This is a genomic window from Desulforamulus aeronauticus DSM 10349, assembly GCF_900142375.1.
Lineage (GTDB): Bacteria > Bacillota > Desulfotomaculia > Desulfotomaculales > Desulfotomaculaceae > Desulfotomaculum > Desulfotomaculum aeronauticum.
Genome location: NZ_FRAR01000010.1, coordinates 70,899 through 87,910, shown reverse-complemented (window position 1 = coordinate 87,910; position 17,012 = coordinate 70,899). Strand labels below are relative to the sequence as shown.

The 17,012-nt window shown below is 50.8% G+C and carries 16 protein-coding genes; all 16 read left to right on the top strand.

Features of this window, described 5'->3' with window-relative positions; translation table 11 throughout:
- Position 1 precedes the first annotated feature (1 nt).
- The 16 genes from purQ (at position 2) to hisF (ending at position 16,941) form a co-directional block, all read left to right on the top strand.
- The gene (gene purQ, locus BUA78_RS06630) at positions 2-703 is read left to right on the top strand and encodes a phosphoribosylformylglycinamidine synthase subunit PurQ (RefSeq protein WP_072912286.1); all 702 of its coding nucleotides are present in this window, start codon (positions 2-4) and stop codon (positions 701-703) included.
- Positions 704-2,929 carry a phosphoribosylformylglycinamidine synthase subunit PurL gene (gene purL, locus BUA78_RS06625; RefSeq protein ID WP_072912283.1) on the top strand — a complete coding sequence of 742 codons (2,226 nt, stop codon included), beginning with the start codon at positions 704-706 and terminating at the stop codon, positions 2,927-2,929. It abuts the gene before it with no gap.
- On the top strand, positions 2,914-4,338 hold the full coding sequence (purF, locus tag BUA78_RS06620; protein WP_072912280.1) for an amidophosphoribosyltransferase: 1,425 nt from the start codon (positions 2,914-2,916) through the stop codon (positions 4,336-4,338). The genes purL and purF overlap by 16 nt, the downstream gene beginning before the upstream one ends.
- Positions 4,339-4,352: 14 nt before the next feature.
- Positions 4,353-5,405 carry a phosphoribosylformylglycinamidine cyclo-ligase gene (purM, locus tag BUA78_RS06615; RefSeq protein WP_072912277.1) on the top strand — a complete coding sequence of 351 codons (1,053 nt, stop codon included), beginning with the start codon at positions 4,353-4,355 and terminating at the stop codon, positions 5,403-5,405.
- Between the two features lie 47 nt (positions 5,406-5,452).
- Entirely contained in the window at positions 5,453-6,079 is a 627-nt protein-coding gene (gene purN, locus BUA78_RS06610) for a phosphoribosylglycinamide formyltransferase (RefSeq protein ID WP_072912275.1), read from the top strand.
- Between the two features lie 366 nt (positions 6,080-6,445).
- Positions 6,446-7,990 (top strand): bifunctional phosphoribosylaminoimidazolecarboxamide formyltransferase/IMP cyclohydrolase, encoded by a 1,545-nt coding sequence (gene purH / locus BUA78_RS06605; RefSeq protein ID WP_072912272.1) that lies wholly within the window; start codon positions 6,446-6,448, stop codon positions 7,988-7,990.
- Between the two features lie 17 nt (positions 7,991-8,007).
- Positions 8,008-9,273, top strand: a complete 1,266-nt coding sequence (gene purD / locus BUA78_RS06600; RefSeq protein WP_072912269.1) for a phosphoribosylamine--glycine ligase — start codon at positions 8,008-8,010, stop codon at positions 9,271-9,273.
- A 226-nt stretch (positions 9,274-9,499) separates the two neighbouring features.
- On the top strand, positions 9,500-9,826 hold the full coding sequence (locus BUA78_RS06595) for a YerC/YecD family TrpR-related protein (protein WP_072912266.1): 327 nt from the start codon (positions 9,500-9,502) through the stop codon (positions 9,824-9,826).
- 11 nt (positions 9,827-9,837) lie between these two features.
- Positions 9,838-11,043: an ATP phosphoribosyltransferase regulatory subunit gene (gene hisZ, locus BUA78_RS06590; protein WP_072912263.1), complete on the top strand. Its 1,206-nt coding sequence runs from the start codon at positions 9,838-9,840 to the stop codon at positions 11,041-11,043.
- A gap of 161 nt (positions 11,044-11,204) precedes the next feature.
- The gene (gene hisG / locus BUA78_RS06585) at positions 11,205-11,873 is read left to right on the top strand and encodes an ATP phosphoribosyltransferase (protein WP_072912260.1); all 669 of its coding nucleotides are present in this window, start codon (positions 11,205-11,207) and stop codon (positions 11,871-11,873) included.
- Complete coding sequence (gene hisD, locus BUA78_RS06580) at positions 11,860-13,173, top strand: histidinol dehydrogenase (protein WP_072912258.1); 1,314 nt, start codon at positions 11,860-11,862, stop codon at positions 13,171-13,173. The genes hisG and hisD overlap by 14 nt, the downstream gene beginning before the upstream one ends.
- Entirely contained in the window at positions 13,157-14,242 is a 1,086-nt protein-coding gene (gene hisC / locus BUA78_RS06575; RefSeq protein WP_072912255.1) for a histidinol-phosphate transaminase, read from the top strand. Before hisD ends, hisC begins: the two co-directional genes overlap by 17 nt.
- 1 nt (position 14,243) lies before the next feature.
- Positions 14,244-14,837: an imidazoleglycerol-phosphate dehydratase HisB gene (gene hisB, locus BUA78_RS06570; protein WP_072912252.1), complete on the top strand. Its 594-nt coding sequence runs from the start codon at positions 14,244-14,246 to the stop codon at positions 14,835-14,837.
- Position 14,838: 1 nt separating this feature from the next.
- On the top strand, positions 14,839-15,450 hold the full coding sequence (gene hisH, locus BUA78_RS06565; RefSeq protein ID WP_072912249.1) for an imidazole glycerol phosphate synthase subunit HisH: 612 nt from the start codon (positions 14,839-14,841) through the stop codon (positions 15,448-15,450).
- Positions 15,447-16,178, top strand: coding sequence for a 1-(5-phosphoribosyl)-5-[(5-phosphoribosylamino)methylideneamino]imidazole-4-carboxamide isomerase (gene hisA, locus BUA78_RS06560; RefSeq protein ID WP_072912247.1), 732 nt, complete (start codon positions 15,447-15,449; stop codon positions 16,176-16,178). Before hisH ends, hisA begins: the two co-directional genes overlap by 4 nt.
- 4 nt (positions 16,179-16,182) lie before the next feature.
- Positions 16,183-16,941 carry an imidazole glycerol phosphate synthase subunit HisF gene (hisF, locus tag BUA78_RS06555; protein ID WP_072912244.1) on the top strand — a complete coding sequence of 253 codons (759 nt, stop codon included), beginning with the start codon at positions 16,183-16,185 and terminating at the stop codon, positions 16,939-16,941.
- The last annotated feature ends 71 nt before the right edge of the window (positions 16,942-17,012 follow it).

Genomic DNA, 17,012 nt, shown 5'->3' with positions numbered 1-17,012 from the left:
CGTGAAATTTGGAGTGGTGGTATTCCCCGGCTCCAATTGTGACGCCGACTGCCTGCACGCCATCAAAGTTGTCACCGGGCAGCCGGTAGAGTACATTTGGCATAAATCGGGTAGCGTGGATGGTTTTGATTGTATTGTGCTGCCTGGAGGTTTTTCCTACGGAGATTATCTAAGATGCGGTGCGGTGGCCAGATTCTCGCCGGTGATGACACCGGTAATTGACTTTGCCCAAAGGGGAGGGCTCTTGCTGGGCATTTGTAACGGCTTCCAAATTCTCACCGAGGCGGGGCTGCTGCCCGGTGCCTTGCATCGCAATAAAAATCTACAGTTCCTTTGTCACGATACCCATTTAAGAATAGAAAATAATCAGACTCCCTTTACTTCCCTGGCAACGGCAGGACAGGTGATTCGTGTTCCCATTGCCCATGGCGAAGGGAACTACTATGCCGATACAGCTACTATCCAGCAACTGGAAGAGAATAAGCAAGTTTTGTTCCGTTACTGCGATCCCCAAGGGGAAATTACTCCCGCAGCCAATCCCAATGGCTCCGTTAATAACATCGCCGGTATTTGCAACAGACAGGGCAACGTACTGGGCATGATGCCTCACCCGGAGCGCTGTGCAGAAGACATCCTAGGCAATACCAACGGTCAACTTATTTTTCAATCCCTTTTACAACAGTGGCAGAGGAGGTGTGGCTAAATGACATTAGAGCCGCAAATCTGGCGCGAGATGGGCCTCACCGACGATGAATATGAAAGAATTGTGACTATTTTGGGTCGACAGCCAAACTATGTGGAGGTTGGCATCTTTGCTGTGATGTGGTCTGAACACTGCAGTTATAAAACCTCCCGGCCCGCTTTAAAAACCTTGCCCACTGAGGGACCTGCCATTTTGCAAGGACCCGGTGAAAATGCCGGTATTGTTGATATTGGTGATGGACAAGCGGTGGTCTTCAAGATTGAGAGTCATAACCACCCTTCGGCTATCGAACCTTATCAAGGGGCAGCCACCGGTGTGGGCGGCATCTTGCGGGATATCTTTACCATGGGAGCCCGTCCTATTGCAGTGCTGGACAGCCTGCGTTTTGGTGAATTGAACAGCCCTCGGGTACGCTACCTCTTCGATGGCGTAGTAGCTGGTATCAGTGGTTACGGCAACTGCATTGGTGTACCCACAGTGGGGGGCGAAGTATACTTTGCTGATAGTTACGAAGATAATTGTTTGGTCAATGTGATGTGTGTAGGACTCATCGACCAAAAGGATATTAAAAAAGGGGTGGCGTCCGGCGTTGGCAACCCCGTGATGGTGGTGGGTGCAAAAACCGGTCGAGATGGTATTCACGGTGCCACCTTTGCTTCCGAAGAATTATCCGAAGCGGCAGCGGAAAGGCGCCCTGCCGTACAGGTGGGTGACCCCTTTATGGAGAAACTGCTGCTGGAAGCCTGCCTAGAAGTGATTAAAACTGGTTATGTGGTGGGTATTCAAGATATGGGGGCGGCAGGTCTCACCAGTTCCTCCTGTGAAATGGCCAGCCGAGCCGGTACCGGCCTGGAAATGGATTTAGCGTTGGTACCTCGCCGGGAAGAGGGCATGACACCCTATGAACTGATGCTTTCGGAATCCCAGGAACGGATGCTGTTGGTGGTACAACAGGGTACCGAGGAGAAAGTAACAGAAATCTTTGCTAAGTGGGATTTAGACTCAGTAGTGGTGGGCCAAGTTACCGCTGATGGTCTCTTACGCCTAAAGGAAGGCGACAAGGTAGTGGCTGAAATACCGGCCAAAGCCTTAACTGATGAGGCACCGGTGTATCATCGTCCTACGGAGAAACCGGCCTATTTAGCAGAAGTACAGGATTACCCCGTGGATGCCCTGACGATGCCCGATGATTACAATGAGGTGCTGTTGAAGCTTTTGGCTTCACCTAATATTGCCAGTAAAGAGTATGTCTACCAACAGTACGATCATATGGTGGGACTCAACACGGTGGTACGGCCTGGGTCCGATGCAGCGGTGCTACGGGTAAAGGATACCAACAAAGGTATTGCCATGACCACGGACTGCAACGGTCGTTACTGCTACCTGAACCCGAAAACTGGTGCCGCCATTGCGGTGGCCGAAGCAGCTCGCAACTTGGTTTGTTCCGGTGCGAAGCCCCTGGCTGTCACAAACTGTCTCAATTTTGGCAACCCGGAAAAACCCGAAGTAATGTGGACCATTTGGCAATGCGTTGAAGGCATGGCTGAAGCCTGCCGGAATCTGGAGACTCCGGTTACCGGTGGTAATGTCAGTTTATATAACGAAACGAAAGGCAATGCAATTTACCCTACACCTACCATTGGCATGGTCGGGTTGGTAGAAGATTTGAACAAGGTCTGCACCCAGGGCTTTAAACAAGAGGGAGATGTCATTTTCCTGCTTGGCGAAAACCTGCCGGAACTGGGAGGCAGTGAATATTTGAAGATTCATTTCGGGTTGGAACAGGGGAATGCCCCGGTTCTTAATCTGGAATTAGAGAAAAAAGTACAACAATTGGTTTTAGCAGAAATTAAGAGCGGGTTGATCCAATCCGCCCACGACTGCGCTGAAGGTGGTTTGGCCGTGGCTTTGGCAGAATGTTGTATGGCTGGTAACCTGGGCGCAGACATTACGATGGTGCGTCGCTTTAGGGGGGATGCCCTGCTCTTTGGCGAATCCCAATCCCGGATTATCATCTCAATAAATCAAGAACACTCGGTGGAACTGGTAAAGAAAATGGTAGAGGCCGGCGTACCCTATACCCAATTGGGCAAAGTGGCGGGTGATTCTTTGCTGCTGAATGTAGTGAATCCCGGTTGCAGCGGTTGCGGTGGGAACTTGTTGAACCTGCCAGTTGCTAAACTAGCAGAGACCTGGCGGGGGGCGATACCATGTCTAATGCAGTAGAGCCCTTTGTATTACCAGACAAGCCAGTGGAGGAATGTGGTGTTTTCGGCATTTATGGCTCTGGTTTGGATGTGGCCAAGCTAACCTACTATGGCCTCTATGCCTTGCAGCATCGGGGACAGGAAAGTGCCGGTATAGCTGTGGCCAATGGCCAACAAGTGGAACTACAAAAGGGTATGGGACTGGTGCCAGAGGTCTTTACCGGTCATTGCCTGGACAAGTTAACTGGCCATGTAGCCATCGGTCATGTTCGCTATTCGACCACCGGTAGCAGCCAACCCCTTAATGCGCAGCCCTTGGTTTTCCGTTATGCCAAGGGCATGATCGGACTGGCCCACAACGGCAATTTGACGAATATTGCAGAACTGCGGTCGCAGTTGGCTTACAGTGGCTCGGTATTCCAGTCCACCACGGATAGTGAAGTGTTGGTTAACCTCATTGCTCGTTACAATGCTAATAGTTTGGAAGAAGCTTTGATGAAATGTATGATTGATGTTAAAGGAGCTTATTCCCTGTTAGTTATCACCGAAGATGCATTATATGCGGCCAGAGACCCCTATGGCTTTCGGCCGCTCTGTCTGGGCCGTTTGGACAAGGGCTATGTGGTGGCCTCGGAATCCTGCGCCTTAAACACGGTGGGAGCCACCTTTGTTCGGGATATTGAGCCCGGAGAGATCATTCGTATAGATCGGGAAGGTCTTAGCTCCACCCAAGGATTGCAAGCTAAAAACCCGGCTCATTGTATTTTTGAATACATTTACTTTGCCCGCCCGGACAGCACCATGGACGGTTTTAATGTGAACCGGGTACGCAGGGAAATGGGTCGTCAGTTGGCCAGAGAGTATCCGGTGGAGGCAGATATTGTCATTCCTGTACCGGATTCCGGTGTGGCTGCGGCCCGAGGTTATGCGGAGGAATCGGGTATTCCCTTTGAAGAAGGGTTAATGAAAAATCGTTATATCGGCCGTACCTTTATTCAACCTACTCAGCAGATGCGGGAGATTGGCGTAAGGTTAAAACTCAATGCCATTCGGGAAGTGCTGGAGGGTAAGCGAGTGGTGATGGTGGACGACTCCATTGTGCGGGGCACCACCAGTCAGAAGTTGGTGGCTATGTTACGGGAAGCCGGAGCTAAGGAAGTACACCTGTGCATTAGCTCGCCACCGGTATTGCGCTCTTGCTATTACGGTATTGATACCTCCGATGAACAGCAACTTATTGCTGCACAAAAACCCCTGGCGGAAATCAAGCAGACCATTCAAGCCGATGGCCTGCATTACCTAAGTATAGAAGGACTTCTGGACATCTTTACCCCGAAGCAAGATTACTTTTGCACGGCCTGTTTTGACGGTAATTACCCAGTGGAAGTGCCCCGGTCTAAGGATAATGCTAAGTTTAGTCTGGAATAGGGGAGTGTGTACCGATGACAGAAACAAAATCCCAGCCCCTCACCTATGCCAGTGCAGGGGTTGATATAGAAGCTGGCAACCGAGCCGTATCTTTAATGAAGCAAGCGGTACGCAGCACCTTTCGGCCAGGCGTACTGACCGATCTGGGTGGCTTTGGCGGGCTCTTTGCCCTGGACACTAAGAAATATCAAGAACCGGTCTTGGTTTCCGGTACCGATGGGGTGGGCACCAAACTACGGGTGGCCCAGCTAACGGGCCGACACAACACCATTGGTATTGATGCCGTGGCTATGTGTGTCAATGACATTTTGGTGCAGGGTGCTGAGCCCTTGTTCTTTCTGGATTATTTAGCCGTGGGTAAGCTGGTACCGGAAAGGGTAGCCGACATTGTAGCCGGTGTGGCTGAAGGCTGCCGTCAGGCCGGCTGTGCCTTGATTGGTGGAGAAACGGCGGAAATGCCCGGCTTTTACGGCGAAGAAGAGTACGACATCGCTGGCTTTGCGGTGGGTGTGGTAGATCGGCAAAAAATCATTGACGGCAGCACCATTGGGGCAGGAGATGTAGTAATCGGCTTACCCTCCTCGGGATTGCACAGTAACGGTTACTCCCTGGCTCGTAAAGCTCTATTGGAAGTGGCCGGGTATGAGATAGCTACCTTTGTGGAAGCTTTGGGTTGTACCGTGGGGGAAGAATTAATAAGTCCCACCAGGATTTATGTGAAGGCTATGCTACCCCTGCTGGGAAAATACACTGTCAAGGGGATGGCCCACATTACCGGGGGCGGGCTGACTGAGAATATTCCACGCGTCTTGCCTAAAGGTGTTAAGGTGGTACTGAACCGTGACGCTTGGCCGGTATTGCCGATATTTCAGCTAATTCAACAAATTGGCCAGGTCGACGAGGCGGAAATGCTGCGCACCTTTAATATGGGCATCGGCATGGTACTGGTGGTTCCTGCCCTGGAGGCAGAAAATATTCTGCAGGAATTAGCCAGCCAGGGTGAGCGGGCGTATCTAATTGGCAAGGTGGTAGCGGGAAGCCCTGGTGTGGAGTATATTCGCGGTTAATGTGTCAACAGAACCGTCCCCTTGACAACACAGGAGGGTCACTTGTAATGGAGAAACTACGTATAGGTGTCCTAGCCTCAGGACGAGGCTCTAATCTGCAAGCCATACTAGATCAGTGCCAGGCAGGTCTGCTTCCAGCGGAAGTTGTGGTGGTGATCAGCGATAAGCCGGGAGCCTATGCCCTGGAAAGGGCCAGAGCTGCGGGGATTGCTGCTTACAGTGTGCCGGTAAAGGACTATCCCAACAAAGAGGAGTATGAGCAGGCCATTGTCCGTATCCTGCAACAGTTCCAAGTACAACTTCTGTGTTTGGCGGGCTATCTGCGTTTGGTGGGTGAACCACTGCTAAAGGCATTCCCCAACCGCATTATGAACATCCATCCCGCTTTGCTTCCATCCTTTCCAGGACTGCACGGTCAAAGGGATGCGCTGCACTATGGGGTAAAGATATCGGGCTGTACAGTTCATTTTGTGGATGAAGGAATGGACACCGGTCCGATTATCTTACAGGCTGCGGTACCGGTATTAGACGACGATACGGAAGAAACCCTGGCTGCCAGAATTCTGGAACAAGAGCATAGACTTTATCCCCAAGCGGTAAAGCTATTTGCGGAAGGTAGATTAGAAATTCAGGGGCGGCAGGTTGTGGTAAAAACAAAGAGTAAACCGAGTTGAATTAGCTAAAAAGAAAAAAGTAAATGCGTCGCAGGGTATGGTGTTATCCGTAGCGAACGACTTGCGGAGCGTCGTGAACAACACTTGACGAACGGAGGGTGGAATTAGGGGAGCGCGCACAGGACGTGCGCGCTAGCCGAACTGAAACAGGAGGTTGAATTGAGGCGACCCTAATTCCACCCGTAGTGAGTCTTAGTGTTGTCGACGCGGAGTACGGAGTTGAGCGTGGATAACACCATACCCGAACTAACCTTTCATTTATCCTTCAAAACAAAGTCGTTGGCTATGGATAACACCTCACCCTGCGACGCATATTTTTATTGTTTTAAATGCCTCTCTTTTTAGATAAGAGTTTCGAAAGGCGGGATGTTAGTGATAAAACGGGCGTTAATCAGTGTTTCAGATAAATCGGGACTGGTGGAGTTTGCCCGGGGTTTAGCTGCCCTAGGAGTGGAGATCGTATCTACCGGGGGCACCGCCAAAACCCTACGGGAAGCAGCTGTGCCAGTAACCTATGTTTCGGATGTAACAGGGTTTCCAGAAATCCTGGGAGGCCGGGTGAAGACTCTGCACCCCAATGTTCACGGCGGTATCCTGGCCCTGCGTAACGAAGAACACCTGCAGCAACTACAAGAACACAACATTACTCCCATTGATCTGGTAGTGGTTAATCTTTACCCCTTCCGGGAAACCATTGCTAAGCCCGGGGTCACCTTGGTTGATGCCATAGAGAACATTGATATTGGCGGACCTACGATGGTGCGGGCAGCAGCGAAGAATCACGCCTATGTGGGTATTGTAGTGAATCCCGACCGCTATGGTCAGGTGCTGGAAGCTTTGCAGCAGGACGGGAAATTGGGAGAATCCTTACGGCTGGAATTAGCTCGGGAAGCCTTTGCCCATACAGCCAGCTACGACACAGCCATTGCCAATTATCTCTCTGGGGTGATTGGGAAGGAAGAATTCCAGCCGGAACTTAACCTGTCCTTGGTAAAGGCACAAAACCTGCGTTATGGGGAGAACCCCCACCAACGGGCAGCCTTTTATCAAGACCCTACAGTGACTGGTCCCTGCATTGCGAATGCCCGGCAACTTAACGGGAAAGAGTTGTCCTACAACAACATTTTAGATGCCAACAGTGCCCTGGAATTAGTAAGGGAATTCAGCGAGCCCTGTGTCGTTATTATTAAACACAATAACCCTTGCGGTACGGCTGTGGCCGAAACCCTGGTGGATGCTTACCGTAAGGCCTATGAGACAGATACTGTTTCCGCCTTCGGTGGTATCGTAGCCTTGAATAGAGAAGTAGATGCTGAGGTTGCTTCCGAGATGGCAAAAATTTTCCTAGAGGCTATTGTGGCACCGGATTTTGCCCCAGAGGCTTTGGCAATCTTAGCTCAAAAGCCTAACCTGAGAGTCCTGAAAACCGGCGATCTCGGTCAGCAGACCTCAGATGAGCTGGAAGTGAGGAAGGTTAACGGCGGTTTGCTGGTACAGCAGGCAGACAGAGTGGTTGTTCATCCTGAGGAGTTAAAGGTGGTTACCGAAAGGCAGCCTAACCCGGCAGAAATGAAGGAATTGCTGTTGGCTATGACCGTGGTGAAACACGTCAAATCCAACGCCATTGTTTTGGCGAAAGAGGGACAGATTATCGGAGTCGGAGCAGGCCAGATGAACCGAGTAGGTTCTGCCCGGATTGCTTACCAGCAGGCTGGGGAGAAGGCTCCAGGCTCTGTATTGGCCAGTGATGCCTTCTTCCCCTTCCGGGATACAGTGGATGAAGCAGCCAAGTTTGGTATTACAGCCATTATTCAGCCTGGCGGTTCTATTCGGGATGAAGAATCCATTAAAGCCTGCAATGAGCACGGCATCGCTATGGTTTTTACCGGCATCCGGCATTTTAAGCATTAGGAGTGGAGTGAACGCACATGAAAGTATTGGTGGTGGGCGGCGGTGGCCGGGAGCATGCTTTGGTCTGGAAACTTCGCCAGAGTCCGAAGGTAAAAGAAATTTTCTGTGCACCGGGAAATGTCGGGATTGCCCAAATGGCAACCTGTGTCAATATCCAAGCGGAGGATGTTCCCGGACTTTTGACCTTTGCCCAACAGGAACAGATTGACCTAACAGTGGTGGGGCCGGAAATTCCCCTGACCAATGGTATTGTGGATATATTTCAGCAACAGGGACTGAAAATTTTTGGGCCTTCCCGAGCTGCGGCTGAGATTGAAGGCAGTAAGGCATTAGCCAAGGATATCATGGCCAAATATAACATTCCCTCGGCTCGCTATGCTACCTTTGATACCGCTAAGGAGGCCCGGGCTTATGTGAAGCAGTACGGTGCCCCCTGCGTGATTAAAGCAGATGGCTTGGCAGCGGGCAAGGGTGTCATTGTAGCCATGGATGAAGAAACAGCCTTAGCGGCAGTGGATTTTATCATGGCGGAGCGGGCCTTTGGTCAGGCCGGGGACCGGGTGGTTATAGAGGAGTTTTTAGAGGGCGAAGAGGTTAGTGTATTGGCCTTTGTGGATGGGCAAACCATCGTACCCTTGGTGTCCTCCCAGGATCACAAACGGGTGGGGGACCAGGATACCGGTCCGAACACGGGTGGCATGGGAGCCTATGCACCGGCTCCGGTTTATACACCGGAATTGGCCGAGGCGGTGGAAAGGGACATCCTTTATCCCACAGTGAAGGCCCTGGCAGCAGAAGGTAGACCCTACCGGGGTGTTTTATATGCTGGATTGATGGTGACGCCAACCGGACCCAAGGTGCTGGAGTTTAACGCCAGGTTTGGTGATCCTGAGACGCAACCCGTGTTAAGTCTGCTAGAGACGGATCTGGTGGATATTATCGAAGCCATTTTGCAAGGAAGACTGGCTGAACAATCAGTCCAGTGGAAGGATGGGGCAGCGGTCTGTGTGGTGATGGCGGCTGCGGGCTACCCAGGCAGCTATGAGAAGGGCCAGGAGATAACAGGCTTTGAAAAAGTTCCTGAAGGTGTGGTGGTTTTCCATGCCGGAACCACCAGTCGGGAGGGTCAGGTAGTAACTGCCGGTGGTCGCGTACTGGGCGTAACTACCACCGGGAAAGACATACAAGAGGCCATCAAGCGGGTGTATCAGGGAGTAGAGTCCATTCACTTTGCGGGTGCACACTACCGCAAAGATATCGGGCAAAAGGCCGTGAATCGATAGAATGGCCAACAGCCAAAGACCGGTTTTTATGTGACAGCTACTAGATGGTTAAAACTAAATAGAGTAACTAATTGTCGGTTGTTCTTCCAAGCAACCGGCAATTTTGTTTCTTTAAAGTAATAAAATAATAAAGGATTTATCTTGTTAACGTCGAAAAGGGGAACAAGATATAGATGGGGAATGCTTTTCCTGGTCATAATATTAGGTGTAAAGGGAGGGATTTCCTTTGGGTTATCATGGCAAATTAAAAGCGCCTCTTAATGATCGTCTTTTTGAGGCGATACTCGCCCTGAAGGATAATGATGAATGCTATCGGTTTTTTGAGGATATATGTACCGTGGCTGAGCTACATTCTCTGGCTCAGCGCTTGGAAGTGGCCAAGATGTTAGAGGCGAATCGCACCTATGGTGAAATAGCGGGGAAAACGGGTGCTAGCACGGCCACCATCAGTCGGGTAAAACGTTGCCTAAATTACGGTGCCGATGGCTATAAGCTGGTGTTGTCCAGATTGCCGGACCCCAGTCCTTTGGTGGAAGACATTCAAGAATCGTAAGAGGTGAAGCAATGACATCCAGTAGATTTGGCAGACTGGCTCCTGGGGTAAGAGATGTCTTGCCTGCGGAAGCTCATTTGATGCGCAGTTTAAAAGATCAATTTGCTAGTTTAGTGGAAGGGTGGGGTTATCAAGAAGTGGTTACCCCCACCTTTGAGTACATGGAGAACCTAGCTTCAGAAGAAATACAGGAAGATAAGTTCTTTAAATTTCTCGATCGTCAAGGGCATCTGATGGCCCTGCGTCCGGATATGACTCGTCCGATGGCACGGCTGGTGGCCACCAGGATGAAAGGAATCACCCCACCCCTAAGACTTTTTTACCTGGCTAATGTATTTAACTACGAGCAGCCCCAGGTGGGACGGCAGCGGGAGTTTTACCAGGCCGGGGTGGAATTGATGGGCGCTTCTTCACCGGAAGCCGATGCCGAAGCGGTGGCCCTGGTTACTGAATATCTGAAGCAAACCGGTCTGGGCGATTTTCAAGTCAGCATTGGACACGTGGGAATCTTTCATGGCTTGGTTACGCAATTGAATTTACCTGAAGAAGCGGCTCAATACCTGAAAGAGGCATTGGGGAATAAAGATTTTGTCCGAGTGGAAGAAATACTGGCTGCCCATGCTGCTACCCCTGAAGAAGCCAGACGGGCGCTGGACCTTATAGAACTTCGGGGAGGACCGGAAATTTTAGATAAGGCCAGGGAACTAGCCCAGGAGGGTCCCGCCGTGGATGCCATTCTCAACCTGCAGCAATTATATGCGGGGCTTAGCTGTTATGGTGTTGAAAGATATATTACTTTAGACTTAGGGCTTTTAAGAGGCTTGGATTATTATACCGGTCTGGTATTTGAGGGCTACACTGTGGCTGTGGGCTTTCCCATCTGTGGTGGTGGCCGTTATAATCAATTACTGGCTAACTATGGCTATCCCATGCCAGCCACCGGTTTTGCCGTGAATTTAGATCGGGTGCTGGTGGCCCTGGAAAGACTACAGGGTATACCTCAAGAGCCTATGCCTGACGTGCTGGTGGCTTGGGAAAACGAAAGTATGGCGAAAGCACTGACGACAGCACGTGAATTAAGAAATAGTGGACTGAAAGTGGTAACGGCTTTGTTTGAGTACCCCCCAAATAGAGCAAAGTCCGAAGCACGTACCCTAGGGGCGTCCCGGGTGATTTATTTCTATGCTGATGGGAATCAAGAAGAATTTACTGTGTAAAAAAACGCCGGGCAACCGGCGTTTTGCTATAGCAAGTAAAGAAAATATGTTCAGGGTATGGTATTATCCATCTCATCTTTCATAAAAAATTCCCTCTTGACACCACTTCAATACTAATCTACCATATTAATAGTTTAATAAACTAAAGAGGTGATGTAGACTTGGTTGCAGCCAGAGAAATGCTAACCATTGCTTTACCCAAGGGCACCCTATACCAACCCTCGGTCAAGTTACTTGGTTTGGCTGGTTTACAAATAGAGGCGATTCAAAATCCAGGACGTCAACTGTTACTTTATTCTGAGCAGGATGCGGTGCGGTTTATTATCTGTCGCCCAACGGATATTCCCACCTATGTAGAATATGGTGCCGCGGATTTAGGATTAGCGGGAAAAGATACGATTGTGGAACAGCATAAGGATGTTTATGAATTGCTGGATTTAAAATATGGTGGCTGCCGCTTTATGGTAGCTGTACCGGAAGGCAAGGAGCAAGCATTGCAGCAATGGAACCAAACCCGGGTGGCTACTAAATTCCCCCATATCGCAGAGGAATTTTTCCGCCGCCAGGGTATGCAGATGGAAATTATCAAACTGCATGGAAATATCGAGTTGGCCCCCATTGTTGGCTTGGCAGAGATGATTGTGGATTTGGTTTCCACCGGTCGTACGCTGAAGGAAAACAAGCTGGTACCCATTGCAGATGTTTTAAGCTCTACCACACGTTTAATCGCCAACCGGGTTAGCCACCGCCTAAAAAGCGAGAGAATCAATCCGCTGGTGGAGAAAATGCGGCAAATTGTGGAGGAGGGCATACTGGATGGGTGTCATTAGGATCATCAAGGCAACGGATGCAGAACAACTGAGTTCCTTATTAGATAAACGCATCACAAACATAGATGAATTGGCCGCCCGAGTGGCGGCAATTATGGAAGAGGTTCGGCAAACCGGCGATGCGGCCCTTTGTGCCTTCACACGGCGTTTTGATGGTGCTAGCCTGAGTACTGCCCAGTTAAAAGTAAGCCCTGCAGAAATGGAGCAGGCCTATGCAGCGGTGGATCAAGAGGTTTTAAAATCCCTTCGCTTGGCTAAGGACAGGATTGAAAAGTTCCACCAGAAACAATTATCGCGCTCCTGGTTTCAGCCTGAACAGGACGGCACTATCCTGGGGCAGCTTATCCTTCCCCTGGAACGAGTGGGTATTTATGTACCTGGAGGTACCGCTTCCTATCCCTCCTCGGTGCTGATGAACGCTATTCCGGCCAAAGTGGCCGGCGTTGGTCGGATTATCATGGTAACGCCTCCTCAAGCAGACGGCAGTGTTAATCCTTATACCCTAGTGGCAGCAGCCGAGGCAGGGGTGGATGAAGTTTACAAAGTGGGCGGGGCCCAGGCGGTGGCAGCGTTAGCCTATGGCACAGAGTCCATCCAACGGGTGGATAAAATCACCGGGCCGGGTAATATCTATGTTACGCTGGCGAAACGGCTGGTTTATGGTCAAGTGGGTATTGATATGCTGGCTGGTCCCAGTGAAGTGTTGGTGGTGGCGGATGGATCGGCCAACCCGGAATATGCCGCAGCGGATATGCTTTCCCAGGCAGAACATGACCGTCTGGCTTCGGCCATCTTCCTGACTCATGATGAAGACCTGGCCATTAAAGTAGGCGAGGAATTGGAACGGCAACTTACAGAGCTACCCAGGCAGGAGATAGCCCGGTCAGCGCTAACCAACTATAGTGCCATCGTGATTACCGACGGACTTCAGGAATCCCTGGCCTTGGCCAACCAGTTTGCCCCGGAACATCTGGAACTACTGGTAGCACAACCCTTCGAATGTTTGGGACAGATTAAAAATGCCGGTGCTATTTTCCTGGGTGCTTACTCACCGGAACCAGTGGGAGATTATTTAGCTGGGCCCAACCATGTACTGCCCACCAGTGGCACTGCCCGGTTTTATTCTCCTTTAAACGTGGATACTTTTATGAAGAAATCCAGCGTGATTTCTTTTTCCAAAGAAAGCCTACTGCAGCTGGGACCGGATATTGTTCGTCTCGCTGAGGTTGAAGGACTGCAAGCCCATGCCAATGCTGTTAGAGTGCGGTTGAAAGGAAGTGAAGATGGTGTTTCCCTTTGATTTAAGTAGTATCGTTCGGAAAGATTTGGATAAGTTGGTAGCCTATGATGCTCACCTCTATTCCGATGTGGTAAAGCTAGATGCCAATGAAAATCCCTATCCCTTTCCTGCAGAGGTAGCACAGCGGTTGGGGGAATTGATTGCTGATGAAATGCTCAGCCGTTACCCCGACGGGGAAGCCGTCGCTCTGCGCCGGGATATTGCAGCCTATGTAGGGGTAAGCCCGGAGCAACTTATGGTAGGGAATGGCTCTGATGAGTTAATCCTAAACATTCTGCTTACCTTTGGTACCGGTGGTCGGGTACTCATTACCAATCCCACCTTTTCCATGTATCGTATTCATTGCTTGGTGGCCGGGGCAAAACCCATACCGGTACCCCGCCGGGAGGATTTTTCCCTGGATGTACCTGCTCTCTTGTGCTATGCTCGGAAACCAGATTCCCGCGTGCTGTTCATTTGTTCACCTAATAACCCCACCGGCAACGCCTCTACCTTGGAAGAAATAGAAAGTGTACTGCAAGCGGTGAACTGCCTCGTGGTGGTTGATCAGGCCTATCTGGAATTTGGTGGGCAGGATTGTTTACCGTTGCTGCAGCGTTACCCCCATTTAGTGATCCTGCGTACCTTCTCCAAGGCCTATGCTTTGGCTGGACTGCGGGTGGGGTATATGATTGGTAACCCAGATGTGCTGCGCCAAATTAAAAAAGTGAAGCAACCTTTCAATCTAAACTCCTTTTCCCAAGCAGCTGCTAGGTTGGTACTGCAGCACAGGGAAGTCTTTGCCCAGCAAATCCAAGACATTATTGAGAGTCGCAATAAGCTTTGGCAAGAACTGCAAGGGATGGCAGGGGTTACACCCTATCCCTCGGTAACCAATTATATTCTTTTCCGAACTAATTACGAAAGCAAAACAGTTTATCAGGGGCTGCTGGACAAAGGGATATTGATTCGCAAACTGGGTGGCCCAGAATTGCCAGGCTTTCTCAGAGTTTCTGTGGGAACCCCGGAACAAAACCAGCGATTTATCCAGGCATTGTCTGCAGTGCTTGCAGAGTTAGGAGGGGAATAAGGTGGCCCCGGAGCGCAAATCAGAAGTGGCACGGATGACCACAGAAACGCAAATTAAGCTGGTCCTTATCTTGGATGGTACCGGTGAATACCAGGTGACCACCGGGGTAGGCTTTTTCGATCACATGTTAAACCTGCTTAGCAAACACGGGGCCTTTGATTTGATCGTCGAGGCTAATGGTGATACCCATATCGACGATCATCATACCGTGGAAGACGTGGGGATTGCGTTAGGGCAGGCTCTTAAGAGCGCCCTAGGCAATAAGGCAGGGATTACTCGCTATGGTCATGCCCTGGTACCCATGGATGAGGCTCTAATCCTAGCAGCCGTGGATATCAGTGGTCGGGGTCATTTGGAAATGGATTTACCCTTACCGGCTGCCAAAGTAGGCACCTTTGATACAGAATTAGTGAAGGAGTTTTTCCGCGCGTTGGCCCTCAATAGTGGTATCACCTTACATATTCGGATGTTCAGCGGACACAATACCCACCACATTATTGAAGGGGCTTTTAAGGCAGTGGGCCGTGCCTTACGGCAGGCCATGGCGAAGGATAATCGCCTGACCGGAATTCCTTCCACCAAGGGGGTGCTGTAATGTGATTGCCATTATTGATTACGGCATGGGCAATTTGCGCAGCGTACAAAAGGGGTTTGCCCGGGTCGGCTGTGAGGCCTCGATTGTACAGGACCCGGCCGCTGTGGAGGCTGCTCCGGCAGTGGTGCTGCCGGGAGTAGGTGCCTTTGGCGATGCTATGGAGAATTTAAAAAAGTCTGGCATGATAGAAGTGATTCAGCGGGTAGTGGCGGCCAGGAAGCCTTTTTTGGGTATTTGTCTGGGGCAGCAGTTACTTTTTGATGTCAGTGAAGAATTTGGCAATACCCAGGGATTGGGGATTTTTCCGGGCAAGGTAAGACGCTTTCCCGAAGGTCAGTTAAAGGTACCCCATATGGGTTGGAACCAGGCGGTAAAACAGAAAGCCAGCCCCTTGTTGGAGGGAGTTCCCGATGGTTCGGCCTTTTACTTTGTACACTCCTATTATGTGGAACCAGCTGACCCGGAACTGACCATTACTCGTACTGAATACGGGCTACCCTTTGCTTCGGTGGTAGGGCGGGACAATGTCTTTGGCATTCAATTCCACCCGGAAAAAAGTAGCAACCTGGGTCTACGCATTTTGCAAAATTTCGGAAAGCTGGTGAAGTCATGATTTTATTTCCTGCTATCGATTTAAAGGAAGGCCAGTGTGTACGACTGATTGAAGGGCGCATGGATCTTGCCACCGTTTATTCCCAGGACCCAGGCAGTACCGCTAAAACATGGCAGGAGCAAGGGGCCGAGTTTATTCATGTGGTGGATTTAGATGGCGCCTTTGCCGGACAGCCCCGGAACCGGGATTCCATTGCCCAAATTGTGCAGGCAGTGAATGTGCCGGTGCAGGTAGGGGGCGGTATTCGGGACCTGGCAACCATTGAGGATTTACTATCGTTAGGTGTCCAGAGAGTGATTTTAGGGAGTGCTGCTATTCTAGAGCCTCAATTCGTAGCAGAGGCAGTAGAGAAATATGGTGAGCGAATTTTAGTGGGGATTGATGCCAAAGATGGTCTGGTTGCCATTCAGGGTTGGGGTGAAACCGTAGAAAAAACGGCCCTGGAATTGGCCCTGGAAGTAAAGAAATGGGGTATTGGCACCATTGTGTTTACGGATATTCGGCGGGACGGCAAGCTCTCCGGTCCCAATCTGGCTGCCACAGGTGAGTTAGCCAAAGCCAGTGGGCTTAGGGTGATTGCCTCCGGTGGTGTTTCCTCTTTGGCGGATATCAGAGCTTTAAAAGAACTGACAGCTGATGGGGTAGTGGGTGCCATTATGGGTAAAGCGCTCTATTCCGGAGCGGTTCAGTTGCCGGAAGCTCTCGCCATCGCCCGGGGGGAGGGGTAAGTCTATGCTGATGAAGAGAATTATCCCCTGCTTGGATGTTACCGGTGGTCGGGTGGTCAAGGGGACTAATTTTGTCAATTTACGAGATGCCGGCGACCCGGTGGAACTGGCCGCGCTGTACGATCGTGAAGGGGCCGATGAGCTGGTCTTTTTGGACATTACCGCTTCCTCCGATGGCCGGGCCACCATGTTGGAAGTGGTGCGACGTACCGCGGAAGAGGTGTTTATTCCCTTCACGGTTGGCGGCGGCATCCGTACGGTGGAAGATATGCGGTTAATGCTAAAAGCCGGAGCGGATAAGATTGGCATCAACACCGCAGCCATTAAAAATCCCCAGGTTATTTCAGAAGGGGCCCTTAAGTTTGGCAGCCAGTGTATTGTCGTAGCCATTGATGCCAGACAGGTAGGGGACAGTCACTGGGAAGTCTACACCCACGGGGGACGCACTCCTACCGGTATCAATGCTGTTGAATGGGCCATGAAAGCAGAGGAACTGGGGGCTGGGGAAATCCTACTTACCAGCATGGACCGGGATGGCACCAAAGAAGGTTTCGACCTGGCTCTCACCCGAACCATTGCCCGCAGCGTAAAAATACCCGTCATTGCCTCCGGTGGCGTAGGGAATCTGCAACACATTGCCGAGGGCTTTACGGAGGGCTTGGCGGACGCCGCCCTGGCAGCTTCCATTTTCCACTTCGGGGAGTACACCGTCCGGCAAGCTAAAGAATATCTAGCCGCACGCAATATTCCTGTGAGGATGTAACGAAAGGGTTTGTCCCTTTTGGCATATCAGAAAATAATAATGTCGCAGAGCATGGAACTTAATTGCGGTGG